At 53.3% G+C, this 23,923-nt stretch carries 20 protein-coding genes; 13 read left to right on the top strand and 7 right to left on the bottom strand.

Annotation, left to right across the window (positions count from 1 at the left end):
• Nucleotides 1-480 precede the first annotated feature (480 nt).
• The gene (locus DQG23_RS39225) at nucleotides 481-1,476 is read left to right on the top strand and encodes an aldo/keto reductase (protein ID WP_158560931.1); all 996 of its coding nucleotides are present in this window, start codon (nucleotides 481-483) and stop codon (nucleotides 1,474-1,476) included.
• Nucleotides 1,477-1,877: 401 nt separating this feature from the next.
• Here the strand turns inward: DQG23_RS39225 and xylB are convergent, their stop codons facing one another.
• Entirely contained in the window at nucleotides 1,878-3,401 is a 1,524-nt protein-coding gene (xylB, locus tag DQG23_RS39230; protein ID WP_113036512.1) for a xylulokinase, read from the bottom strand.
• Between the two features lie 154 nt (nucleotides 3,402-3,555).
• On the opposite strand from xylB, the gene DQG23_RS39235 reads away from it, so the two are divergent.
• From DQG23_RS39235 to DQG23_RS39265, 7 genes are all read left to right on the top strand, one after another.
• On the top strand, nucleotides 3,556-4,737 hold the full coding sequence (locus tag DQG23_RS39235) for an ROK family transcriptional regulator (protein WP_113036513.1): 1,182 nt from the start codon (nucleotides 3,556-3,558) through the stop codon (nucleotides 4,735-4,737).
• Between the two features lie 75 nt (nucleotides 4,738-4,812).
• The gene (locus tag DQG23_RS39240) at nucleotides 4,813-5,586 is read left to right on the top strand and encodes a DeoR/GlpR family DNA-binding transcription regulator (RefSeq protein WP_113036514.1); all 774 of its coding nucleotides are present in this window, start codon (nucleotides 4,813-4,815) and stop codon (nucleotides 5,584-5,586) included.
• Between the two features lie 269 nt (nucleotides 5,587-5,855).
• Entirely contained in the window at nucleotides 5,856-7,028 is a 1,173-nt protein-coding gene (locus DQG23_RS39245) for a galactokinase (protein WP_113036515.1), read from the top strand.
• 59 nt (nucleotides 7,029-7,087) lie between these two features.
• Nucleotides 7,088-8,080 (top strand): UDP-glucose 4-epimerase GalE, encoded by a 993-nt coding sequence (gene galE / locus DQG23_RS39250; protein ID WP_113036516.1) that lies wholly within the window; start codon nucleotides 7,088-7,090, stop codon nucleotides 8,078-8,080.
• A 48-nt stretch (nucleotides 8,081-8,128) separates the two neighbouring features.
• Complete coding sequence (locus tag DQG23_RS39255) at nucleotides 8,129-9,715, top strand: UDP-glucose--hexose-1-phosphate uridylyltransferase (protein WP_113036517.1); 1,587 nt, start codon at nucleotides 8,129-8,131, stop codon at nucleotides 9,713-9,715.
• Nucleotides 9,716-9,970: 255 nt separating this feature from the next.
• Entirely contained in the window at nucleotides 9,971-10,906 is a 936-nt protein-coding gene (locus tag DQG23_RS39260) for a hypothetical protein (protein WP_113036518.1), read from the top strand.
• A gap of 140 nt (nucleotides 10,907-11,046) precedes the next feature.
• On the top strand, nucleotides 11,047-11,433 hold the full coding sequence (locus DQG23_RS39265; RefSeq protein ID WP_113036519.1) for a DUF1499 domain-containing protein: 387 nt from the start codon (nucleotides 11,047-11,049) through the stop codon (nucleotides 11,431-11,433).
• A gap of 299 nt (nucleotides 11,434-11,732) precedes the next feature.
• On the opposite strand, the gene tpx is transcribed toward DQG23_RS39265, so the two are convergent.
• Nucleotides 11,733-12,251 carry a thiol peroxidase gene (tpx, locus tag DQG23_RS39270; RefSeq protein WP_113036520.1) on the bottom strand — a complete coding sequence of 173 codons (519 nt, stop codon included), beginning with the start codon at nucleotides 12,249-12,251 and terminating at the stop codon, nucleotides 11,733-11,735.
• Between the two features lie 146 nt (nucleotides 12,252-12,397).
• On the opposite strand from tpx, the gene gltC reads away from it, so the two are divergent.
• Nucleotides 12,398-13,288 carry a glutamate biosynthesis transcriptional regulator GltC gene (gltC, locus tag DQG23_RS39275; protein ID WP_113036521.1) on the top strand — a complete coding sequence of 297 codons (891 nt, stop codon included), beginning with the start codon at nucleotides 12,398-12,400 and terminating at the stop codon, nucleotides 13,286-13,288.
• Nucleotides 13,289-14,338: 1,050 nt separating this feature from the next.
• Here gltC and DQG23_RS39285 read toward each other — a convergent pair.
• Nucleotides 14,339-15,025 carry a zinc metallopeptidase gene (locus tag DQG23_RS39285; protein ID WP_113036523.1) on the bottom strand — a complete coding sequence of 229 codons (687 nt, stop codon included), beginning with the start codon at nucleotides 15,023-15,025 and terminating at the stop codon, nucleotides 14,339-14,341.
• 36 nt (nucleotides 15,026-15,061) lie between these two features.
• Nucleotides 15,062-15,493, bottom strand: a complete 432-nt coding sequence (locus tag DQG23_RS39290; protein ID WP_113036545.1) for a MerR family transcriptional regulator — start codon at nucleotides 15,491-15,493, stop codon at nucleotides 15,062-15,064.
• 384 nt (nucleotides 15,494-15,877) lie between these two features.
• Between DQG23_RS39290 and DQG23_RS39295 the strand changes: the two genes are divergently transcribed.
• The 3 genes from DQG23_RS39295 to DQG23_RS39305 all read left to right on the top strand — a co-directional run bounded on the left by DQG23_RS39295 (nucleotide 15,878) and on the right by DQG23_RS39305 (nucleotide 19,266).
• Nucleotides 15,878-17,278, top strand: coding sequence for an ammonium transporter (locus tag DQG23_RS39295; protein ID WP_113036524.1), 1,401 nt, complete (start codon nucleotides 15,878-15,880; stop codon nucleotides 17,276-17,278).
• 37 nt (nucleotides 17,279-17,315) lie between these two features.
• Nucleotides 17,316-18,425 carry a DUF294 nucleotidyltransferase-like domain-containing protein gene (locus tag DQG23_RS39300; protein WP_113036525.1) on the top strand — a complete coding sequence of 370 codons (1,110 nt, stop codon included), beginning with the start codon at nucleotides 17,316-17,318 and terminating at the stop codon, nucleotides 18,423-18,425.
• 85 nt (nucleotides 18,426-18,510) lie between these two features.
• Nucleotides 18,511-19,266 carry an exonuclease domain-containing protein gene (locus DQG23_RS39305; RefSeq protein ID WP_192894695.1) on the top strand — a complete coding sequence of 252 codons (756 nt, stop codon included), beginning with the start codon at nucleotides 18,511-18,513 and terminating at the stop codon, nucleotides 19,264-19,266.
• A gap of 154 nt (nucleotides 19,267-19,420) precedes the next feature.
• Here the strand turns inward: DQG23_RS39305 and DQG23_RS39310 are convergent, their stop codons facing one another.
• Nucleotides 19,421-19,843, bottom strand: a complete 423-nt coding sequence (locus DQG23_RS39310; protein ID WP_113036526.1) for a M67 family metallopeptidase — start codon at nucleotides 19,841-19,843, stop codon at nucleotides 19,421-19,423.
• A gap of 48 nt (nucleotides 19,844-19,891) precedes the next feature.
• The gene (locus tag DQG23_RS39315) at nucleotides 19,892-21,196 is read right to left on the bottom strand and encodes an MFS transporter (RefSeq protein WP_113036527.1); all 1,305 of its coding nucleotides are present in this window, start codon (nucleotides 21,194-21,196) and stop codon (nucleotides 19,892-19,894) included.
• A 211-nt stretch (nucleotides 21,197-21,407) separates the two neighbouring features.
• Here DQG23_RS39315 and DQG23_RS39320 point away from each other — a divergent pair, with 211 nt between their 5' ends.
• Entirely contained in the window at nucleotides 21,408-21,953 is a 546-nt protein-coding gene (locus DQG23_RS39320; protein WP_113036528.1) for a TlpA family protein disulfide reductase, read from the top strand.
• Nucleotides 21,954-22,306: 353 nt separating this feature from the next.
• On the opposite strand, the gene cimA is transcribed toward DQG23_RS39320, so the two are convergent.
• Nucleotides 22,307-23,923 (bottom strand): citramalate synthase, encoded by a 1,617-nt coding sequence (gene cimA / locus DQG23_RS39325; protein WP_113036529.1) that lies wholly within the window; start codon nucleotides 23,921-23,923, stop codon nucleotides 22,307-22,309.

A 23,923-nucleotide genomic window follows, 5' to 3' on the forward strand; every position in this document is an offset into this window, starting at 1 on the left:
ACTGCTCCCTCAATAGAATTGAGCTACAGTACCTCTTTAGATAACGGGACTTTTTCAGTGGCCTCCTGATAAAGTGGGGATGGAAGCTTCTTTTTCTGTTCATTTAGTACTCGAAGTGGGAAGGAAAATGACAAAAATGACTTTTGGAGCAGCCCCTTGATGAAAGAAGCTGATGAGTAAGGCTAGCCGGATTCGATTGAAAATAGTCGGTGGTTTAGAAATCTATGGCGGAATCCGTCGTTTTAGACTTGTAACGGAGCAATACGGCGAGGGAGGAAATGTAATTCAATCTTGCAGCCGGGCAGGAATTACGAAAGCTGCGGTGAAGTAGTAAAGTAATGACGGAAGGGCGATGACGATAACTTCACGATCCTACTACCAAGCGCAAGTCTCTCCGATCCGTTCATCGCAGGCAAGACGGCGGAAATCGTTTTTGTTTCGTTTGATGCTTGCAGCGAATAAGCTTCGGAGGTCGATATTTTGATAAAGGCTGTCATTCCCAATACGGATCTGCATGCTTCATCGATATGTCTGGGTGCCGTTCCTTTCGGCAGCACGATGGATGAGAAGGAATCGTTCCATTTTCTTGACGCGTTCGTCGATCGCGGAGGCAATTTTCTCGACACGGCGTTAAACTATGCCGACTGGTGCTCCGACGTCAAATCGGCCAGCGAAAAAACGCTCGGCAAATGGCTGAAGCAAAGGAAAGGACTCGAAGGCATCATCGTCGGCACCAAGGGAGCCTGCCCGACGGCGGAGCGTTTTTTTCGGCTGGAAANCCCGACGGCGGAGCGTTTTTTTCGGCTGGAAAGAGAGGACATATTGTCGGATCTGCACCGAAGTCTCAGCCATTTGCAGACCGACTGCATCGATCTGTATTGGCTGCACCGGGACGATCCTTCACGTCCTGTCGAAGAGATTGTCGATGTGCTCAACGAGCAGGTGCAAGCGGGTAAGATCCGGTATTTCGGCTGCTCCAATTGGACGCTGGAGAGGCTTGAAGAAGCGCAGCGTTATGCGGCGGAAAACGGTAAGCAAGGCTTTTGCGCCAATCAGATGATGTGGAGTCCCGCTCAGCCGAACGTAGATGCGATTGAAGACAAAACGCTGGTGTGCATGGATGAGGCGACCGCTCGTTACCACGAGGCTTCGGGGCTGGCTGCCGTGCCTTTCTCTTCGCAGGCCGGCGGATTTTTCAGCGGCCGTTACCGCCAGGGGGCCATACCTCCGGGGAAAGAAACGATAGCCGCGCTGTACGGCAACGACAAGAATTTCGCCAGGCTGGGCAAAGTGCTCGAGATCGCCCGGGATACGGGGAAAGCGCCGGCTGTAGTCGCGCTTTCGTATATGTTCTCGCATGCGTACCCCGTATTTCCGATTATCGGCTCTCGTACGATCGAGCAATTGAATGAAAGCTGCGAAGCGGGAAGTTTCAGGCTGGACAGCGAAATGAAACGGTACTTGGAAGCGACGTGATTCCTATGGAAAGCCGGCTGCTCTTCTAAATGAAGGGAGCCGGTTTTTGCTTTTGTATAGGAAATGATCCGAAGGTTTTCTGAGCAAATTCGCACTCGAGGCGCCATCGATCGCCGTAGTCCGAAATCGCACATTTGGAGTACGGAAACGAGGTTCCCCATGCGTTTTAGTCCGATTTTGCCTATTTGGAGAGAGGATTTCACCGTGTGCCGAGCCGAATAGCCGCTTGAAGTGGGCATTTTCGGACTGCAAGCGGGGAAAGGGGTTCAAACTTGATTCCAAGTGGGCAAAATCGGACTGGAGTAGAGGAAAGGAAAGGTATTTAGGCTCTCTTTCAAGTGGGTAAAATCGCACTACAGCCCCATGCAGCAGCGAAAGAGGAGGACGCCTAAAAAATGAAGCTAGACCAGATCGCTTAAACGGTGAAGCGTATCCTTGAGCGTCGGATAAAGGCTGCGATAAACGTCGTAATGGGCTTCATACCTCCGCTGATCGTGCGGATTCGGCTCGACGCGGTCGACCACGCGGATCCACTCCTCGCAAAGCGACGGGATGTCGCGCTTGGTGACGCCGGAGGCAGCCATGACGGCGGCGCCGAATGCCGGTCCGTCGGTCGAATTGACGGTGATGACGGGCAAACCGAAAATATCGGCGATCATTTGCCGCCAAAACCGGCTTCGCGCACCGCCGCCGTTCACGCGCAGCTCGCTTATTTGGACGGAGGACGCCTTCATCAGCTCGAACGAATCGCGCAAGCCGAATGTAATGCCTTCCAGAACGGCACGCGTTAGATGCGCTTTGCCGTGACGGAGATTTAAGCCGATGAAGGCGCCGCGCGCTTTCGGATCCGGATGTGGCGTCCGTTCGCCGGTCAGGTAAGGCAGGAATAGCAGCCCCTCGCTGCCAAGCGGCGCAGTTTCGGCTAGCTCCGTCAGCAGCTCGTATATCTCACGACCTTCCTGCTCGGCACGCTGCAGCTCTTCGAAGGCGAAGTGGTTGCGCCACCATTGAAACGAGCCGCCTGCCGCCAGCATGACGCCCATCCGGTGCCATTTGCCGGGAACGCCGTGGCAAAAGCTGTGGAGGCGATATTCGGCATCGGCGGCGTAATCGTCGTCGTGGACGAACACGACGCCCGAAGTGCCGAGCGCGACCGAGGCGATTCCGCTTTTCACGACGCCGACGCCTACCGCGCCGCAAGCCTGATCGCCGCCTCCGGCGACGACGGGGGTGCCGGCGGCAAGCCCGGTAGCATGCGCGGCTTCCTCCGTGACATAGCCGGCAATATCGTTGCTTTCATAAAGCGGAGGCAGCCATTCCGCCGGGATGCCGAGTTTCCCGGCGACTTCGCCGGACCAGCGGCGGTTCGCGACATCCAGCAGCAGCGTGCCGCTTGCATCGGCCATATCCATGCCGAAATCGCCGGTCAGCTGCAGCCGGATATAGTCCTTGGGCAGCAGCAAATGACGCGTTCTGCCGAAATGCTCCGGCTCATGGCGCTTTAGCCAAACGGCTTTCGGCGCCGTGAACCCGGTTAATGCCCGATTGCCTGTCAGCTGCCCCAGACGTTCGGCGCCGATCGTCCGTTCGATCCATTCGCATTCTGCAGCAGTCCGCTGATCGCACCAAAGCAGCGCAGGGCGAACCGGCTTGCGGTCGGCATCGAGAAAGACGGAGCCGTGCATTTGCCCGGATAACCCTATGCCTTTAATGTCTTGGCCTGAAATGTCCGCTTTCTCCAGAAGCTTGCGGATGGCGGTTGCGGAGCCGTTCCACCAATCCTCCGGTTGTTGCTCGGCCCAGCCTGGAAACGGCTGGTGAAGCGGATATGCCTCGCTGGCATCCGCGATAACATGGCCTTGCCCATCGACGATAATGCATTTTACCGCCGACGTCCCCAGATCGATTCCCAAGTAATAATCCATCATGCCACCTCGACATATAAAAGTTGATTAAAGTTTGTTTATTTGCTATACAAAGGGTTGGTATACTATATTCGCAGAAGGAGATAAAAATCCTTCTTGCCTTACAAGAAAACTTTCATAACGAACGAATACGCTGAAATTTGGTGATAGTACAGTGAACGATCAACATTTGACGAAGCAAAAGCCGGTTTCCGGCGACAGCTCGCTCCTGAAATCGATCAACCAGACGACGCTGCTTGAGCTGATCCGCCAGCTGTATCCAATCTCCCGAGCGGATTTGGCGAAGCGGACGAAGCTGACCAGGGCCACCGTGTCTGCGCTTGTAGAAGATTTAATCGCCCGCCATCTGGTTGTGGAAACGGGAATCGGCGAATCGAGCGGCGGCCGGCGACCGATGATGCTCGAAATTAACCGGGAGGCCGGCTACGTATTCGGGGTCGATCTGCGGGCGACGGATATGCTGGTTATATGCGCGAATCTTCGCGGCGAATGCATTCGCGAAACGCGTTACGATTACGACAATCCCGAAGACTCCGAGAAGACGCTCGGCCAGTTGATCGAGACGATCCGGAACGAGCGGCGGGAGCTCCCCGAAAGTCCGCTCGGTCTTTGCGGCGTCGGCATCGGCATACACGGCTTTGTCGAGCATCCCGGACAGCAGCTTGTGTTTGTGCCTCATTTCGGCTGGCGAGGGCTGCACTGGAAAGAAAAGCTGGAGGCGGCGTTCGGCGCTCCGGTATGGCTTGATAACGAAGCGAATCTCGCTGCGCTCGGCGAGCTCGAATCGGGCGCTGCAGCAGGCTGCACCGATATGGTGTACATCAGCGTCGGTGCGGGCATCGGGGCAGGCATCATCGTCGGAGGCGACGTTTTTCGCGGAAACGGCGGCTATGCGGGTGAAATCGGGCATACGACGATCGAGCGAAACGGACTGCCATGTAAATGCGGAAATTCCGGCTGCTGGGAGCTTTACGCTTCGGAAAAAGCGCTGGCCGCTTTGGCCGGTATGCCATATGCACCCGGCGTTACGGAACGTATGCTGGACAGGTTAAGATTAGGAGACGGCAAAGCGATGGATGCGCTGAACGAGGTAGGCGATTGTCTCGCAATCGGCGTCGGCAATATGATTCATACGTTTAATCCGCAGGTCGTCGTTATCGGCAATGCGCTTGCCGTCTACAGCGAGTGGCTGAGCAAGCCGGTCGAGCGTACGCTCGTTACCAGATATCCTTTTCGGCATGTTCAATCGGTCGACATCCGGTATTCCGGACTTGGAGAGAACGCGGCAGCTTTGGGCGCCGCATTTATGGGCATTCGAAATATGATGAAGCGATGAGCGGGAAGCGATCGTGAAAGATGTAAATAAAGTTAAACGGTCAAGAGAATGACTGACGGTTGAGGAGGATGCCGCATGTTTGCCGAAGAGAGGCTGCAGCGAATCGTGGAGCTGGTTAATCGCCAAGGAAAAGTGACGGTCGCGGGTCTGAGCGAAGCGCTCGGCGTTTCGCCGGTTACGATCAGACGGGATTTGGAAGGGCTTGAGCAAAAAGGCTTGCTGATGCGGACGCACGGCGGTGCGATGCCGCTGCAAAACAGTCCGTTCGATGTGGCTCGCGAAATGTCGTTCGACGAGAAGGGCGAGGCGCTGGTCGCCGAGAAGGAAAGGATTGCCGAAGCGGCGGCGCAGCTTGTGCATGACGGCGAGGCGGTTTTACTGACGCCGGGGACGACGAATATGTTTTTATCGCAAAAGCTTGCGGCGAAGAAAGAGCTGACGGTCGTTACGAATGCCGCCAATATTGCGGTCCAGCTTAGCCGGGTGACGGATTTCGACGTTATCTTGATCGGGGGAAAGCTGCGGCCCAAATCATTTGCGCTCGTAGGTCCGATGGCCGATCATGCGCTGCGGGGCATCCGGGTGGACAAGCTTTTTCTCGGGGTGGACGGCTTCGATATCGAGGAGGGGCTTACGACGCCGAATGTTTGGGAGGCGAGCGTTAACGCGCAAATGATCGCGATCGCGAAGCAAGTGATTTTAGTGGCGGATCACAGCAAGTTCGGCAAGGTGACGTTCTCGCGGATTGCGGGGCTCGACGTCGTGCATACGATCATTTCTGATCGATTGCTGCCCGATGCGGCATGCGAACGGATTCGCGGGATGGATATTGAGCTTATTCTTGCTTAAAAAGTAAGCTTCGCATGGCATGATCCCACACACGCGGTGCGAAGCTTATATGGAAACGGTCAGTTATATTAGAAATCCCCGGCGTTTACTAAAATCTCAGCAAGCATATTATCCGTTGATGGTTCGATTTCCCGGTAAACGCGTCTGCCGATAGGTTGGCGTATCCGTTTATCCTTGAAAAATGCTGTTGTCAAACATGCAGAGGATAGCATAAAATGAAATTAAACGTAAGTAAACGATCATATTCGATACTGTGGGGGAGTTATAAAGTGACAAATGTAGAGCAATTGAAGGATAAGTTTTTGCAGCTGTACGGGGGAACGCCGGAAGGGATACGGGTGTTTCATGCGCCTGGGCGCGTCAATTTGATCGGCGAGCATACGGATTACAACGGAGGTTATGTTTTTCCGGCGGCACTGACGTTCGGTACGACCTTGCTGCTGCGCAAGCGCGAAGGCTCGGCGATCCGGTTCGCTTCGACGAATTTTCCGACACATAAGGAAATCGTTCTTGAGGGCGCGTTTTACGATAAAGCAGATGATTGGATCAACTATCCGAAAGCGATGCTCGTGCATCTTGCCAAAAGAGGGTTTTCGTTCTCCGGATACGATGCATTGTATCATGGGGAAATTCCGAACGGAGCCGGATTATCGTCGTCCGCTTCGATTCAAATCGCTACAGGCTACGGTTTTATGAGCATGGAAGGGCATGAGATCGACAAAGTTCAGCTTGCGTTAACCGCTCAAGAGTCGGAAAATCAATTTATCGGCGTCAATTGCGGCATCATGGACCAGTTTGCGGTTACGATGGGGCAGGAAAATCGGGCGATTCTGCTTATGTGCAGCACGCTGGAGTACGAGCTGGTGCCGTTCGAAAGCCAAGGCTATAAAATTGTAATCGGCAACACGAACAAAAAACGCGGTCTCGTCGATTCCGAATACAATGCCCGCCGGGCGCAGTGCGAGCAGGCTGTAGCCGATTTGCAGTCTGCGTTCCCTGACCTTAAGCTGCTCGGGGAGCTTAATGCGGAGCAGCTCGCAGCGAACGAGTCGCTGATCGGGGATGCAACAGTCCGCAAACGGGCGCGCCATGTTATTGAAGAGAACGATCGCGTGCTGAGCTCGGTGAAAGCGCTGAAAGCCAGCGATATCGCGGAATTCGGCCGGCTGATGACCGCTTCGGGCGAATCGCTTCGCGTGCAGTACGAAGTGACTTGCAAGGAACTGGATGTTATGGTGGAGGAAGCGCTGAAGGCGGAAGGCGTACTCGGGTCGCGCATGACGGGCGCAGGCTTCGGCGGCTGCACGGTATCGCTCGTTCGCGCCGATGCAGTCGATGCGTTCATCGAGCAAGTCGGCAAAGCGTACGCGGAGCGGACCGATTACGAAGCGGACTTCTACGTAGCCGATATCGGCAGCGGAGTCGCCGAGCTTAAAGGCTGAGAGGTTTTAAGCATACGATACGACGGATTCGCGGATTGATTTTGAAGGAGGAAACGGTAATGGCGATTTTAGTGACAGGCGGAGCGGGATATATCGGCTCTCATACGGTGGCGGAGCTGCTTGCAAGGGACGAGCAGGTTGTCGTAGTGGATTCTCTTGCGCAAGGACACCGGGAGGCAGTACTCGGCGGCAAGTTGTACGTCGGCGACATTCGCGACGGCGCATTCATGGATCAAGTGTTCGGCGAGAACGATATCGACGCGGTCATCCATTTTGCGGCTAACTCGCTTGTTGGGGAAAGCATGTTAAATCCGGGCAAATATTTTGACAATAACGTATACGGTACGCTTTGTCTGCTGGAAAAAATGAATAAGTACGGCGTGAAAAAAATCGTATTTTCGTCTACTGCAGCCACGTACGGCGAACCGGAGCGGGTGCCGATCGAGGAAACCGATCGTACGGATCCGACCAATGCATACGGCGAAACGAAGCTGGCGATGGAGCGCATGATGCGCTGGTTCGATTCGGCTCATGACGTCAAGTTCGTGTCGCTCCGTTATTTCAATGCGGCCGGCGCGCATGAAAACGGTCTGATCGGCGAAGATCATGATCCCGAGACGCATCTGATTCCGGTTATTCTTCAAGTTCCGCTTGGCAAAAGAGCCCATGTCGGCATCTACGGAGAAGACTACCCGACAGAAGACGGCACCTGCATCCGCGATTACTTGCATGTTTCCGATCTGGCGGACGCGCACGTGCTGGCGCTCAAGCGTCTTCGCGAAGGCGGTGAAAGCGCCGTTTACAACCTGGGCAGCGGTACGGGCTTCTCCGTGAAGCAGATCATCGAAGCGGCTCGCCGCGTAACCGGTCATCCGATTCCGGCGGTCGTTTCGGAACGGCGGGCGGGCGACCCGGCGGTGCTGATCGCGTCGTCGGCCAAAGCGAAACGCGAGCTGGGCTGGCAGCCTAAGCGGGAATCGCTTGACGTGATCATCGGTTCCGCATGGAACTGGTTTAAAAACAATCCCGGAGGATACGAAAGCAAAGAGTAGGACGGTAAGCGGGAAACGACATCTTAAGCTGGAAAGAAGGAATGTGCCATGCCTTTGGAGGTGGCGGAAGCGCAGCGGAACGCGGCGAGGCTCATACAATACGGGGTCGCGCACGGGATGCTGGACGAAGCTGACCGGTATGCGGCAACGAATGCGTTGCTAGACATACTGGGGCTGGAGGAGCCGTTCGAGGGCGAGCTGGCGGAGGATACGCCGGATAGCGCGGTCGGCATCCTGGAGCCGCTGCTCGATTATGCGGCGAAGAGAGGTATTTTGCCCGAGAACACGTCGACTTACCGGGATTTGCTCGATGCCAAGCTGATGGGCGTCCTGCTGCCCCGTCTGTCGGAAACGATCCGGGCATTTTGGCGGACGGCGGAGGAAGGCTCGATCGAGCAGGCGACGGACGATTTTTACCGGCAATCGATTCGCTCGAACTATATCCGGATGGACCGGATCGCCAAGAACAAATATTGGCTTGCGTCGACACAGTACGGCGATTTGGAAATAACGATCAACCTTTCGAAGCCGGAGAAGGATCCGAAGGAAATCGCCGCAGAGCGTAGCTTGCCGCAAAAGCATTATCCGAAGTGCCTGCTATGCCCCGAAAATGTGGGTTATGCCGGAAGGCTGAACCATCCGGCGCGGCAAAATCTGCGCATCATTCCGCTGGAGCTTGCCGGAAGCGATTGGTATTTGCAATATTCGCCTTACGTTTATTATAACGAGCACAGCATCGTATTCAGCAAACATCATACGCCGATGCGGATCGGGCGGGAAACGTTCGTGCGGCTGCTCGATTTTGCCGGGAAGTTTCCGCATTATTTCATCGGCTCCAATGCGGATTTGCCGATCGTCGGCGGCTCGATTCTGAATCACGACCATTTCCAAGGGGGAAGGCATCGCTTTCCGATGGAAAAGGCGCCAGTCGAGCGCAGCTTCGCGCATCCCGAGTTTGCGGACATTCGAGCAGGCATTGTGAAGTGGCCGATGTCCGTCGTGCGATTGCAGGGACGCGACGCCGGTCGGCTGGTTGAGCTGGCGGACCGCATGCTGCAAGGCTGGCGCGGCTATAGCGATACGGACGCTGAAATTATTGCGGAAAGCGTCCAGGAAGGCGGCGTAAAGCAAGCGCATAATACGATTACGCCGATCGTGCGGCGCAATGGGGACGGAGAATTCGAGCTCGATCTCGTGCTCCGCAATAACCGGACGACCGAGGAGCATCCGTTCGGGCTGTTTCACCCGCATGAGCCGCTGCATCACATCAAAAAAGAAAATATCGGCTTAATCGAGGTGATGGGTCTAGCCGTGCTGCCGGGAAGGCTTATGCAGGAGCTGGAGCAAATCAAGACGCTGCTGAGCGGGCCGCAGGATTCGAATGGAGAGATACTCGAGCCGCTGCGTCAGGCGGAGCATCCGCTGCATAAGCATGCGGCATGGGTTGCGGAGCTCATTCAAGCGCACGGTACAGGGCTGGAAGCCGAGGGGGCCGATACGCTGCTTCGCGACGAGGTCGGACGCAAGTTCATGCAAGTGCTTGAAGATGCCGGCGTTTATAAAAGGCACGAAGCGGGCCAGGCTGCATTCGACCGCTATATGGCGCATCAAGGCTTTCACAAGCTAGCCGAATGAGGCCGCATAAGGGCCGAACCTATGACATACCAAACGTCAGAGGTCGGCCTCATGCGGTCTCTCAGTCGTGCAGGACAGCAAGACAGCGGTCAGACGAAGCGATAGGCGCCGCGCTTAAAGAAAGCTGGTGCTGCAGCTCAAGACCGTGTTATGCTGTCCGAGTAAGCGAAGCGAGAATCATGCATCGTGGCGTAAACCGGAAAAGGCTCGTTTCGGATTTTTGAGCATAACTATTTTCAAGGGGGAAGCCGAATTATGGGGAGCATTACGGTACGGCAAATCGATTATGATATGTGGGGCGCTTGCGTTCAAGTGACGAACGGGACGGTCGAGCTGGTGGCGACGATCGACAAAGGGCCGCGTATTATTCGCTACGGCTTTATTGGCGGCGCCAACATGTTTTTCGAGGACAAGAAGGATGTCATCTCAAGCTTCGGGGAAGCGTTCGAGCCGGTGGGCGGCGGCAAGTGGCATATTTACGGCGGCCATCGTTTGTGGACAAGCCCGGAATCGATTCCGCGCACGACTTATCCCGACAATGAACCGGTCGCATGGCGGGCGACGGAGCAAGGTGTCGTATTGACGCCGCCTGCTGAGCGCTGGAACCAGCTGCAGAAGGAAATCGAAATCGTGCTTGATGCCGAAAACGGCGGAGTGACGGTTCATCATCGTGTGACCAACCAGGGACCGTGGGGAGCGGAGTTTGCGCCTTGGGCGTTATCCGTCATGGCGCCGGGCGGTACGGCGATCGTGCCGCAAGCGACGCGCGATGCGGGCGTGCTGCCGAATCGGGCCATTTCCTTGTGGTCGTACACCAAGATGAACGACGAGCGCGTTACCTGGGGAGAGCGCTTCATCGTACTTAAGCAGAGCGACGTGCGCCATCCGTTCAAAATCGGCACGAACAACGAAGCCGGCTGGGCCGCTTATAATCTTGGCGATACGTTGTTCGTGAAGACGTTTCCTTATGAGCTCGAAGCGAAATATCCGGATAACGGCGTCAATTTTGAAATCTATACGAACGAGCATATCCTCGAGCTGGAGTCGCTTGGCGAGCTGAAGACGGTCAAGCCGGGCGAGACGGTTTCCCACACGGAAACATGGAAGCTGTCCGGCAATTTCGAGCTGCCTGCCGTCGCCGACGAGGCGGAGATCGCCAAACGTTTAAACGCGATTCTCGGAAGTGCGTAGAAGATTTTTTAAGGGAAAGTCGGGGTTTTTAAAGCTTTTTGCGCGAAAATGAAAGTTTTGCCGGCTGTCCCCTTTTTCTTCAAGCAAAAGAATGGTAAGATGGTCTATAGTTTAAATTGAGATAAAGGGGGAGCGGCGCTTTGCTGAAGAGAATCTTGATCGGCTTGTTCCGCAGTTTCGAGACTACAGGAGATAGAGCTAAGGATCCCGCTTTAAAAACGAAATTTTACAAGCTTTCCAAAGATAGAACCTGGGAAGAAGTCGTAACCGTTTTGAAAAAAATGAACGGCTACAAAATCCTTCACGAAGTCCCGAATGTCGGTGAAATTGTCGTCGAGAAAAAGACGGTGACGGGCCGCAAGCAGGACATCACGCTTACGATCATTCCGATCACGCCGGCCAAAACTGCGGTCGATATTTATTCCGCATCGCGCGGCTCGCTTGGGGATCTGGGCGCCAATTACCGCACCATACTGGAAATTTACCGCACACTGGAACGAAAGCTTGCCGATCATCGCTCTACATAGGTTTAGCGACTCCGATTCGAATGCAAGGATAAACGTTTGTGCCCGTAAGGGCATGGATTGCCTATGACGCAGTTTTTCAGCGCGTACGGTTTTACAGAGGAATCGAGCAATCCTTTTCGGGATTATCATAAAAAAACAGCGTGGGAACTTGCGCTCCCCCGCTGTTTTTTTAGTTTATCAGAAAGAAGATCGTGGAAAACGTCACTATACCTACGGTATACGCCTGCGTCAAAAAGACGCCGATAGGTTTATATCCTTGTGCCGTTATGTAGGCTGACCACGAACTGGCCGAACGCCGATTATACGAGTTTTTTGACCGCTTCGATCGCCGATTCGTAGTTCGGGTGGTTCGTCATTTCGCCCAGGTACTCGACGTATTGAACGGTATCGTTAGCGTCGATAACGAAAATGGAACGCATCAGCAGCTGTACTTCTTTGATCAGTACGCCGTAAGCTTCGCCGAAATTGCGCGTTTTGTAGTCCGAAAGAGTGACGACTTTATCGATGCCTGCAGCGCCGCACCAGCGGGCTTGAGCCATTGGAAGGTCAACGCTTACGGTAAGGACGGCCACATTGTCGCCGAGATTAGCGGCTTCTTCGTTGAAACGGCGGGTTTGCGCGTCGCAAACGCCCGTGTCGAGGGAAGGAACTACGCTGATCAGTTTCACTTTGCCGGCATAGTCGGAAAGGGATACTTGGTTCATCAAATCTTTGTTCAGTTGGAAGTCCGGCGCTTTGTCGCCGACTTTAACTTCGTTGCCTACCAGAGTAAGCGGGTTACCTTTAAGCGTTGCAACGCCTGTGCGTTCTTGTGCCATGATGGGAATCCTCCTCGTATTCGATAAGAATGGTTGGTAATGGACCAACTCTTATTATAATATTGGTAATGGGAGTTGTCCAATGGAAGGACGCCGGGACGGCCGAATGCTCGGCCGCGATGAAGGAATGTTCGACGGAGGGTAAGATGGAGCTTCGACAATTGCAATATTTTGTAAAAGTAGCGAAAAAACAGCATGTGACGCAAGCCTCGGAAGAGCTTCACATTGCGCAGTCGGCCGTAAGCCGCCAAATCCACCAGCTTGAAGAGGAGCTCGGGGTTAATTTATTTGTGCAGAAAGGCCGGAATTTACAGCTCACGCCGGTCGGCAAGCTTTTTTTGAACAGAGTGGAGAGCATATTCAGCGATCTCGATCGCGCGGTCAGCGAGGTGCACGAATTTCTCGATCCGAACGTCGGCGTGATCCGTATCGGTTTTCCGCATAGTCTGGGAATGAATTTGCTTCCGACGGTTGTCGCCAGCTATAAGAAAGAACGTCCGGGCGTAAAGTTCAGGCTGAAGCAAGGGACGTTTACGAGCTTGATTCGCGACGTGATGAGCGGAGAGATCGATTTGGCGTTCATTTCGCCATTTCCTGATTCGCATGATTATGTGGCGGGAGAGCTTCTGTTAACGGAGGAGCTGTATGCCATTTTGCCAAAGCACCACCCGCTAGCAGGCGAATCGGTCATTCGGCTGGAGCAGCTGAAGGACGAGCCGTTCGTCATGTTCAGCGAAGGATTTTCCCTGCAGACGATCGTGCTGGATGCGTGCAAGAAAGCGGGCTTCGTTCCAAATTTGAGCTTTGAGGGCGAAGAAACGGACACGATACGCGGCCTCGTCGCCGCGGGCATGGGAGTCAGTTTGCTGCCTGAAATGGCTTCCACCGGGTCGGGGCCGCTCCAGCCGGCCAGACTCCAGCTGCTTGAGCCGAGAGTAACGCGTACGATCGGCTTGATCCGGCGCAAAGGCGAGAAGCTGCCTCCGGTGGCGGAAGGGTTCCGCGCGTTTTTATTGGGCTACTTTAAAGGCGAGTAGCTGCGCGGCTCAAAAAGCCGCGGAGCAGCTGCCACAGGTGCCGTTGTAGGGTGCTGGTTTCGTGTGCCGGGTGGAGGTGCCGAGTGGAGGTGCCAGGTGGTAGTGCCGGGTGGTGATGCCGAGTGCTGTGGGCTGAGTGTCGGTGTCGGTGTGGTACCGGGTGGTTGTCGGGTTCTGGTGTCGGATCCCGGTGCCGAGCGCCGATGTTGGGTGCCGATGCCGAGTGTCGGTGTCGAGTGCTAGGTGCCGAGGGTCAGTGTCGGTGGTGTACCGGGTGGTTGTCGGGTTCTGGTGTCGGATCCCGGTGCCGAGCGCCGATGTTGGGTGCAGATGCCGTGGTGGCAGAGTGCCGCTTTCGTGCGTCGGTGTCGTGTGTTAGGTGCCGAGTACCGGTGCCAGTGATGATGTCGGATCCCGGTGTCGTGTGCTAGGTGCCGAGTGCAGATGCCGTGTGCTATATGCCGAATCAACCTGCGGTAGTACGCTGTATTCCCGTTCCGGCGCTGCCTCTGGCGGTAACATGCGCGTCTTACCGCGCTGAATGGGTGCTGGCTGCCCCGAAACGGGCCGGCGGAACGAAGCTCCTGCCGCCTTCTAGCTCGCCTGATACCAGGTTTCAGAGCGATTGGAAGACATCTAATTCGTAGAGAATGGCCGGCTGCTTCGATTCGCAAATCCCGTAAGCGTAATTGCTCTATCCCGATACCTTGCTGATAGAATATTGAACCAACGAGCAGGCTAATGGCTGGAGAAGCGGCGCTTACTGGAAAACATGCAGTTATTATCGGCTACAAGACTAGATAAAGGCAATTAACGGGAAAAACTCCAGCAAATTTTGGGTATAAACGCTAATTTGGGTTATTTCACTGTTTTTAGCTGTAGTTTTTCCATCAAGATTGATAAATCGTCGAAATTTCCGAAAAATAACTGTATATTTTCCATTTCGCATGTAATCGAACCGCAAGGATAAGAGCACGCAAAAGAACCTCCATTTCCGCTTGTAAGCGGGATGGAGGTTCTTCTTTGTTATATAAGCCCTTGCTTAGTCGATTAGTCGTCGTTGCGGCCGGTAAAGATCATGATGTATTTCAGCAGCTCCAGCACGGAGATTAAAGCGGCTGCGACATAAGTCAATGCTGCGGCATTCAGTACTTTCGCAACGCCATTTTCTTCTTCGTTCGAAATGAAGCCTTCGGCTACCATCAGCTCGCGCGCCCGGTTGCTTGCATTAAATTCGACCGGCAGCGTAACGAGCTGGAAAAGAACGGCGGCGGAGAAAAAGATGATTCCGAATAATAACAAGAAAGGAACTTGCTGAAAGAGCAAACCTGCAATGATCAGCAAAGGCGCAACGCCTGAAGCGATGTTGACGACCGGGAACATTTTGTGGCGGGCGACAAGCATCGGATAGTGCACTTTATGCTGAATGGCATGACCGACTTCATGACAAGCGACCGAAATGGCGGAAATCGAGTTTTCGTAATAAACCGGTTCGGATAAGCGGACGACGCGGTTGATCGGATCGTAATGGTCGCTCAGCGTGCCCGGCACAGCCTCGATCGGCACATCGTACAAGCCGTTGGCGTCAAGCATTCTGCGGGCTGCATCGTAGCCGGTCATTCCGGACATCGTCCGTTCCTGCGACCAGCGGTTAAACGTGCTTCTGACCCGGAACGACGCCCAGATCGACAAACCGAATGCGATAAAAATCAGAATGTCCATTTTGTGAAAAAACATATCAGTTCCCTCCAAAGAATCGTCTAGACGTTTCTCTTAAAGAAGCGGGCCCTTATTGAGCAGAATGAGGAGAGCTTCAATCACGGCGGCGCTTTGCGGTGTAAGCATGCTGTAAAGGTGTTTAGCCTGCTTCGGCTTCATCTGTTCGATCATCGGACCGAGCTCTTTGACTTCTTTCTCGAGCTGGTGCATATGATGCTGGATAGATGTAAGCTTATCTGCCACACCTTCGTCCGGATTGATTTTATCCCAATGCTTCAGCTTCTCCTTGATTTCCTCCAAGGTATACTTCTCTTTTTTCAATAATTCAATACGTTTCAAACGAGCGAAGGTTTCATCCGAATAGAAACGATAATTTTTGTCCGATCTCGCTTCCGGGCCGATCAAACCAAGCTTCGTATAGTAGTCGATCGTTCTGGGGCTGACCCTCGACAATTTCGCCAATTCGCCAATACGATACATCTTCATATCCCCATCGGAAATCACCCTTTCTAAGATTTTGGAGGAGCGTCTTCCCGCATAAACGCCGATTGCCGGAAAAGCTCTTCTTTAGGAGTAACGCCTATGTAGCCGTTATCTTTGAACGAAAAAACCGCGCCATTCTGCGAACGGCGAGCTTTAGATTCATCATACTGAATTTAAACCATACAGTCAAACGTGATAGTTTTGTGAAATTACTTATATGTTATTAAAACTAACACGAGTTCACGACACATTGAATTTACAAGCAAAATCTTCTCAAAAATAGGCGAAAATCATGAAAATAATTGTTGTGTTATTCGTTTTATGTAATGTATAATGACAACATAAAATATGTTATGTTATAAAACCTAACACAAAGGAGAGGTCAGAATGAAGAGGAAAGTGATAGCGTCTATTTTGGGGATGCTGCTTTTATTCCCGACACTAGCGTTCGCCGAAGACGCGACGGCTGCACAGCTGCAGGCGGCAATCAACTCGGTTTGGGTTATGGTTGCCGCAATACTTGTAATATTCATGCAAGCTGGCTTCGCCTTATTGGAGTCGGGATCTACCCGGATGAAAAACGCCGGACACGTTGCCGGCAAAACCATTTTGACCTTCGGTATTTGCGCAGTGGCCTTCTGGGCAGTCGGTTTCGGCTTTGCATTCGGGGACGGCAACAGCTTCATAGGCACGACGGGCTTTTTCGTAGACGGAACGATCGAGCAAGCGGAAGCGGCGTTTAGCTCGCTAGGTTTTTCCGATATTAACATCAGCATCAAGTTTATGTTCCAGCTTGCTTTTGCAGGGGTGTCGCTGGCAATTGCTTTCGGAGGCTTTGCGGAGCGCGGCAAGCTGTCGATTTATTTCATCTTCAGCATCCTGTTTACGGTTGTTATTTATCCGATCGTCGCACACTGGGTATGGGGCGGCGGCTGGCTTTCCAAAATCGGCATGCAGGATTTCGCCGGCTCGACGGTCGTGCATTTGCAAGGCGCAACGGCGGCATTGGTCGCTACTCTGCTTCTGAAACCGCGTATCGGCAAATATAATAAAGACCGCACGCCGAATTTGATTCCGGGTCATAACCAAGTGCTTTCGGTGCTCGGCGTCGTCATTCTATGGATCGGCTGGTTTGGCTTTAATCCGGGAAGTACGCTTAGCGCGATGGGAGACGGCTTCTTCGGCTACGTCGCCTTAACGACGAATCTTGCTGCAGCGGCCGGCGGCGTCGCGGCGCTAATCATCTCCTGGATGTACCTGGGTAAAGCCGACATTCCAAGTATGCTGAACGGCGTATTGGCCGCGCTCGTGGCCATTACCGCTGCTTGCGCTTACGTCGAGCCTTGGGCGGCGGTCGTGATCGGGGCAGTCTCAGGCGTCATCACCTTTTTTACGGCTCAGTGGTTTGAACGCGGCGGCGTAGACGATCCGGTATTCGCCTTTTCCGTTCATGGTATCGCAGGGGTTTGGGGAACGCTGTCGACCGGTATTTTCGCAACCGAGAAGCTTGCTGCACAGAACGGAGTAGGCAAAGCGGGTCTGCTGTACGGAGGCGGTTTTGAACAGCTTGGCGTTCAAGCGCTCGGCGTCTTCGGCGCATTCGTATTCGTCTTCATTATCAGCTTCGTTATTCTGGGCATTCTCAAATACACGATCGGCCTTCGCGTAACGGAGGAAGAAGAAATTGTCGGTCTCGACCTGAGCGAGCACGGCAGCTACGGCTATCCGGAGCAAATGAAAAAACTGGCCGGAGAAGGCGGAGAATCGGCACGCACGACGACTGTCTGATCAACGTGAACCATAAAAAGGGGGGGGGGGGAGCTGCATGCTGGCATTCGTTCCGGAGCAATCGGTGTTAGCGCGAATTGAGGATGCGGCCGATGTCAAGGCGCTTCGCAGCATACGTGAACTGCAGCACGGCGGATGGCTGAAGCAGCTTCCCGACTCGGACGGCGGAGACTGGAATGCGAAAATCAACGGCGTTCATGACGCTTTCATCCGCCGGGTCGTTGCGATAGCGGAGAAGAAGCTTGCGGAACAGGGAGAGGGAACTCCTCCTGTTCCTTACGTTTTTGTGCTATTCGGAAGCGGAGGGCGCTCGGAGCAAACGCTTTGCAGCGATCAGGACAACGGGCTTATTTACGCCGATTCGGGTCCGGTAACGATGATGAAGGCGGATGTTTATTTTCAAAAGCTGGCTTCAGAAATCGGAAAAGGGCTTCTGGAGCTTGGTTATCCGCCCTGCAGCGGCGACGTGTTGTGCAGCAACCGTCTCTGGAGACAACCATTGTCGGGCTGGATTCGCACGGTGCAGGAATGGCTGCACAATCGAAGCTGGGAAAATGTACGCTACTTGCTCGTCATCGCGGATATGAGGCCGATTTACGGAGAATCCGTATTGGCGATGAAGATAGCGGAGGAGCTGCGTTTTTTTGTCCGGGATTATCGCATCAGCTTGAAGGAATTGCTTGCCAATACCGTTCATCGCAAAGTTTGCTTGACCCCGTTCGGCCGTCTTGTAACGGAGCGATACGGAGAAGACGCGGGCGGTGTGGATATTAAATACGGCTGCTACATTCCGTTCGTGAATGCGGTGCGGTTGCTCGCGCTGCAGCGTGATCTGTATGCTTCGACGACGCTTGGACGAATCGCCGCTCTGCAAGCATGCGGAGAAATATCGGATAACGACGCAGGTTATTGGACGGATGCTTTTAAACGTATCATCAAGTTTCGGGCCCAAACGCCGATTCAAATAGAAGATGGCGCTTACCAGACGCGCGGAAAGCTGACTGCCGGACAACTGACCCGTCAAAGCGTGCGAGAGCTCAAGTTATGTTTAAGGGCGGGGAGAGAAGCGGCGAAGCATGTTCATAAATCGGTTGCGAACGAGCTGGCGGCTGTTCATGGGAAAAACAACCGGCCGTCCGGCGGCTAACGGAAAATGTGACATATGCTTATTGAACATATAGAGAAAGCTTCTTCGCGCCAGACGGAATTGTTAACGAGTGGAGGGGAACCGCATGAATGACAGGGGACGCTTGTCGAAAATGTGGGAATACTACAAGATGGGCGGGCTGTCCCCCGCCATTACTTCGCTGTATAACGGCAAAAGCGCTCAGCAAATGGCGTTTATTCGCTCGATGATGAAGGAGCAGCGCCAGCGGAGCTTGTTCGATATTTCGCTCTCCGGCATGGAGGCTGTCGTATTCGATTTGGAGACGACCGGTTTTTCTCCGTATCATGGAGATGAGATTATTTCGATAGGAGCCGTATCCGTTATCGGTTCTTTGGTTAAGGAAGACGAAACCTTTTACAGCGAAGTGAACCCGGAGCGCATGATCCCCGATCATATCGTCGAGCTTACGGGGATTACGAATGAGCAGGCAGCCGGGGCGCCAAGCTTGATGGAGGCGCTGCGTTATTTTCTTCATTTCGTTCAACAGAAAGTACTTGTCGTGCATGGTAGCGGACATGACAAGCGCTTTTTGAATTCTGCGCTGTGGCGGACCTCGAAGGTGAATATGACGCATCGCGTCCTTGATACGATGATGATCGCCAAATGGCTTCGCCCGGCCTCCAAATGTTACGGGCTGGATGAATTGCTGGACGCTTATGGGATCGAGCCGATGCAGCGGCATCACGCGCTGTACGATGCCGTTATGACGGCAAAGCTGTGGTCGGCCATGAACGAGGAAATATCGGAGCGCGGCGTCGCCACCCTTGGAGATTTGTATGTCGGCTTGAGCCACCATGAGGGAATGTCTCCTACAAGATAACGTATAGGGTCAAGGATAAACGGTTTCGCCGTCCTTTATAGAACAGGCGCGTTTACCGGGAAATCGAACAATCAGCGGAGATATGCTTTCTGAGATTTTGTAAAAAACCGTCCGTGAACTTTCGTTCCGGACGGTTCTTTGCGTATCCGTTTGTCTACACGCCGACTTGAAGCTGCTGCTCGTTATAGCGCCTGTCTGTAATCCGATATGCGCGAACGACAGGGTGGTGCGGATCGCGCAAGGACATGATCCAGTAAGTTTTAAAGTTCCAGCCGTTGCGCGTTTCGGCTTTCGTATCGGTTTCGGACGGAGTCGCATCCGCAGTCGGATGGGAATGAACGACTCCGATCACCTGACGGGACAGCTCGCTGTCAAGAACGATCGAAACCCAAACTTCCGGGTCGTAAACGAATGCGGAGCGGGGAAAATTCGCGACGTTCCTTATCGGCCTGTAGCCGGTTACCCGTATGACTTCGTTATCCTGCACGCCCAGCAGAACGGCGCAAGCTTCATTCGGCAAGGCATCCACGCAATAAGCCGTTAAGCGAATCATCATTTCTTGTTCCGCGATAATCATTTTTGCGCCCCCAGATATCCGTGCTACTGGAGTAATTCGACGCTGTCTTTAATTGACCTGCCCGGTCGGTTTAATAAGGAAAAAGACAAGCCCCAGCGTAATGAAGGACAGCGCGGAAACCGTAATAAATACGGATGCATGCGATTTATCCATCAGCCACCCGAACAGCGGCGGACCGAAAGCGACGCCGATAAAACGCAAGCTATTGTAAAGCGAAGTAATCATGCCGCGTTCCGCTTTTTCCACCGAACCGGTTATCATCGTATTGAGGCATGGAAGAACGAGTCCGGTGCCGATGCTGCTGAGCGTAAGCAAAGCGATAAAAACATAAAGATAGTGGTAAAGAAATATGGTGCCCAATGATGCGGCCGTCATTAAAGAGAGCCCCACAATCATGAGAATACGCATGAGCGGGCCGTTTTTCTTGATTTTGCTGCCCGTTGTATAGGAGGTTACCACCATCCCGAGCAGAGGAATGGCAAGAACGAACCCCTTCGTTACGCCTTCGATGGAATACGGAGGCTCCTCCAGCATGTTGGACAAATAAAAAAGGACGCCGAACAAAATAAACAAGGCAAGCGCTCCGGCGAAAAAAGACGTAATCAGCCAGCGGCCTTTGTCTTTGAGAATGAATAAAATTTTCTTGCAATATTCCTTGAGCTTAGGAGGCTCCGTTTCCTTCGGCGGCTCCTTGATGATCCACGTAATCGCAACGATGGCAAGCAGGCAGAAGAAAGGAAAAGCAAAAAAAGCGGCATACCAGACAATTAAAGCAAGCAGCGAGCCGAAAATGGGACTGACCACTTTTCCCGCTCCGTTCGACGCTTCCGTCAGGCCGAGTGCTTTGCTTTCGGTGCCGTCTTTATACATATCGCCGACTAAGGCCATCGCGATTGGCGCCGTGCCGGCCGCACCCATGCCCTGAAGGGCTCTTGCTACGATAATGATCCAATACGAACCCCAAACCGCCCCGAAACCCGCAAGCAAGCCTGCTGCGCCGTATACGATGAGCGAAGGAATCATGACCGCCTTCCGCGAGAAACGATCCGATAAATAACCGGATACGGGAATGACGAGCCCTGCCGTGATTGAGAAAAGGGTGATGACGAGGCTGCTTTGAAATTTGGAAATGCCGAGCTCCGTGATCATATCCGGCAAAATCGGAACCAGCATCGAATTGCCGAGAACCAGAACAAGCGGAACGGTGGCGATGGCGATGAATTCCCATACTTGCCCTTTTCTTTCGCCTTTGGGCTTGGATTGTTTTTGGCTGCCGCTTTGATCGTCGGCTTCTTGTTGCTCGATCATGCTTTCAAAAACGACGCTGAGCCGTTTTTCTTTAGCTTTGGCCATAGCTGTATTCCTTTCGTGAAGATTTATTGGGACGATTCGGTGCGACTATCGTTACTGTTCCCGCCGCACTGCAGCGGCATACTTGGTTCCAGGAGAGAAGGCAGCCATTTTTCCCAAATCGTTCACATTCGGACATGGACCAACTGGATGAAATTAGCCTGAGATTGGGTATAATAAGAGGAACTGCGTCAACAAGAAAGGATTCGTCCCTATGAAAAGAAACGCAATCGTGCTCCTGGCGGTATTGATTTTGGCCGGGTTCGCCGTTTATCAGAACAGCTCCGCTAACGACAAGGAATACGCTGCTGATACTGCAGTTCCGACGGAAACGGCGCCTAAGCCCAATTTTTTGGCACCGGGCTTTACGTTAACGGGTTTGGATGGTCAGACATACGAGGTGGGCGGCAAGAGGGACAAGCCTTTATTTTTGAACTTCTGGGCTTCCTGGTGCGGTCCGTGTGAACTGGAAGCGCCCGATTTGAAAAAAATGTACGATAAATATGGCGACAAATTCGATTTGTACGCTGTTAATATTACGAAAAACGACCGGCTCGACGATGCGAAAGATTTCGTTAAGCAATTCGACTTCAAGTTTCCGGTGCTGCTTGATAAAGACGGTAAAGTGACGGAAATGTACCGGTTCCAATATATCCCGACGACCTTCCTTATCGACCGCAACGGCGCCGTTCGTGAGATTATCCACGTGCTGGAGCCGAAAGAGCTGGAGAGAAAGATCAAGAAGCTGATCGAGAGCTAAAGAGAGCTATATCAATTGAGTGTTTTCGTCACGTGCGAACTCCCGCGCTAATAAATCAGTTGAAATAAATAAAATTCACCGCAAACGGGGTGAGTTTTATTTATTTTGTATACGTCTCTGGAACTGTCTATGTTTGCTCAATAATGGCAAATGAAGGGCGAGGCGTTTGTGTGGAAAAAAACTCCCGAACCGCTCAATTGTTAGTTGAACGAGGAGGCTGAGGACGGGGTCCTCATTGTTCGGGAGTGTGAGGGCAGGGCCCACAGCGGTTATCCAGAGGGCGGAGCCCTTGGGTCCCCCTTGCGAAAGGGGGATTTAGGGGATCGAAACGCTTTTAGGTTAAGGGTTGGGGGTCAGTGGTTCACCAATCCAAGATGTTGTCGCTGCGAATCGTGAGAGGCAACGATCGGCTGCTTGCCGATCAGGGCATAGCGCATACTGTCTACGAGCGCTTCCCAGCTTGCTTCAATAATATTATTCGAGACGCCGACTGTGCTCCAGCTGTTCTCGATATCTTGAGATTCGATCAGCACGCGCACTTTAGCCGCAGTCGTTTCCTTCTCATCGAGCACGCGAACTTTGTAGTCCGACAGATGCATCGTCTGAATGACGGGGTAAAATTGAACCAGCGCTTTGCGCAGCGCGTTGTCAAGGGCGTTGACCGGGCCGTTGCCTTCGGCGACGGTAAACATCGTTTCGCCCTGAACCGTCACTTTAACGATCGCTTCGGAAATAACCGGGCGATTGGACGTTTTTTCAACGGAAATTTTGAACGATTCGAGCGTGAACACTTCTTCCAGCTGACCGGAAGCTTGGCGAAGCAAAAGCTCCAGCGAAGCGTCGGCGCCTTCGAATTGATAGCCCTGATGCTCCAGGTCTTTGATTTTATCGATAACCGCACGCGTTTCGGCGTTATCGAGGTTCATATTCAAGTTAAGCTCCTGGGCTTTGACGAGCACGTTGCTTTGTCCGGCAAGCTCGGAAACGAGCACGCGCTGCTTGTTTCCGACGAGCTCGGGCGCGATATGCTCGTAGGTTTTGGAGTCGCGCATGATCGCGGAAACGTGAATGCCGCCTTTATGTGCGAAAGCGGCGTTGCCTACATAGGCCTGGCCTACCGGCATATGTACGTTCGCGATTTCGCTGATATAGCGGGCATTGCTAGTTAAGGAACGCAGCTGCTCATCCGAGATGCAGGAGTAGCCGAGCTTGAGCTGCAGATTCGGAATGATCGAGCACAGATTGGCGTTGCCGCAGCGTTCGCCGTAGCCATTGATCGTCCCTTGTACCTGGCGGGCTCCCGCCTGTACCGCAGCGAGCGTATTTGCCACGGCAAGCTCGCAGTCGTTATGCGTATGGATCCCTATCGGCGTCTGGATTTCAGCCGCTACACGCGAGACGATTTCGTGAATTTCGACCGGCATCGTGCCGCCGTTCGTATCGCAAAGCACGATCCAGTCCGTTCCGGCTTCCGCTGCTTTTTTGAGAGCGGCAATCGCATACTCCGGATTGTTTTTGTAGCCGTCGAAGAAATGCTCCGCATCGTAAATGGCTTCCATTCCTTTAAGCTTCAGGTACGCGAGCGATTCGGAAATCATCGCGAGGTTTTCCTCGAGCGTCGTTTGAAGAGCGGTATGCACGTGGAAATCCCAAGCCTTTCCGACGAGCGTAGCCGCAGGAACGCCGGATTCGACGATTCGGTTCAGGCTCGTATCGTGCTCGGCGACGGAATTTTTGCGTCTGGTGCTGCCGAATGCCGTAATTTTGGCTTGCATGGAATATTGCTTGATACGCTGGAAAAACTCGATGTCCTTGCCGTTGCTTCCCGGATTGCCGCCTTCAATATAATGAACGCCGAGCGCGTTAAGCTTTAAAGCGATTTTCAATTTATCGTCAGCTGTAAGGCTGATACCTTCGCCTTGCGTGCCGTCTCGGAGGGTCGTATCGAATATTGAAATTTGATTTGCCAT

Origin of the sequence: Paenibacillus contaminans, from assembly GCF_003285015.1 — a bacterium.
In the GTDB taxonomy this organism is placed as follows: Bacteria; Bacillota; Bacilli; order Paenibacillales; family NBRC-103111; genus Paenibacillus_V; species Paenibacillus_V contaminans.

Excerpts from the sequence above, each read along its gene's own strand:
- DQG23_RS39320 (WP_113036528.1), top strand. The coding sequence starts at position 21,408 with ATGAAAAGAAACGCAATCGTGCTCCTGGCGGTATTGATTTTGGCCGGG.
- DQG23_RS39310 (WP_113036526.1), bottom strand. The coding sequence starts at position 19,843 with ATGATTATCGCGGAACAAGAAATGATGATTCGCTTAACGGCTTATTGC.
- cimA (WP_113036529.1), bottom strand. The coding sequence starts at position 23,923 with ATGGCAAATCAAATTTCAATATTCGATACGACCCTCCGAGACGGCACG.
- xylB (WP_113036512.1), bottom strand. The coding sequence starts at position 3,401 with ATGGATTATTACTTGGGAATCGATCTGGGGACGTCGGCGGTAAAATGC.
- DQG23_RS39295 (WP_113036524.1), top strand. The coding sequence starts at position 15,878 with ATGAAGAGGAAAGTGATAGCGTCTATTTTGGGGATGCTGCTTTTATTC.
- DQG23_RS39255 (WP_113036517.1), top strand. The coding sequence starts at position 8,129 with ATGCCTTTGGAGGTGGCGGAAGCGCAGCGGAACGCGGCGAGGCTCATA.
- galE (WP_113036516.1), top strand. The coding sequence starts at position 7,088 with ATGGCGATTTTAGTGACAGGCGGAGCGGGATATATCGGCTCTCATACG.
- DQG23_RS39240 (WP_113036514.1), top strand. The coding sequence starts at position 4,813 with ATGTTTGCCGAAGAGAGGCTGCAGCGAATCGTGGAGCTGGTTAATCGC.
- DQG23_RS39300 (WP_113036525.1), top strand. The coding sequence starts at position 17,316 with ATGCTGGCATTCGTTCCGGAGCAATCGGTGTTAGCGCGAATTGAGGAT.
- DQG23_RS39285 (WP_113036523.1), bottom strand. The coding sequence starts at position 15,025 with ATGTTTTTTCACAAAATGGACATTCTGATTTTTATCGCATTCGGTTTG.
- DQG23_RS39305 (WP_192894695.1), top strand. The coding sequence starts at position 18,511 with ATGAATGACAGGGGACGCTTGTCGAAAATGTGGGAATACTACAAGATG.
- DQG23_RS39290 (WP_113036545.1), bottom strand. The coding sequence starts at position 15,493 with ATGAAGATGTATCGTATTGGCGAATTGGCGAAATTGTCGAGGGTCAGC.
- DQG23_RS39260 (WP_113036518.1), top strand. The coding sequence starts at position 9,971 with ATGGGGAGCATTACGGTACGGCAAATCGATTATGATATGTGGGGCGCT.
- gltC (WP_113036521.1), top strand. The coding sequence starts at position 12,398 with ATGGAGCTTCGACAATTGCAATATTTTGTAAAAGTAGCGAAAAAACAG.
- DQG23_RS39315 (WP_113036527.1), bottom strand. The coding sequence starts at position 21,196 with ATGGCCAAAGCTAAAGAAAAACGGCTCAGCGTCGTTTTTGAAAGCATG.
- tpx (WP_113036520.1), bottom strand. The coding sequence starts at position 12,251 with ATGGCACAAGAACGCACAGGCGTTGCAACGCTTAAAGGTAACCCGCTT.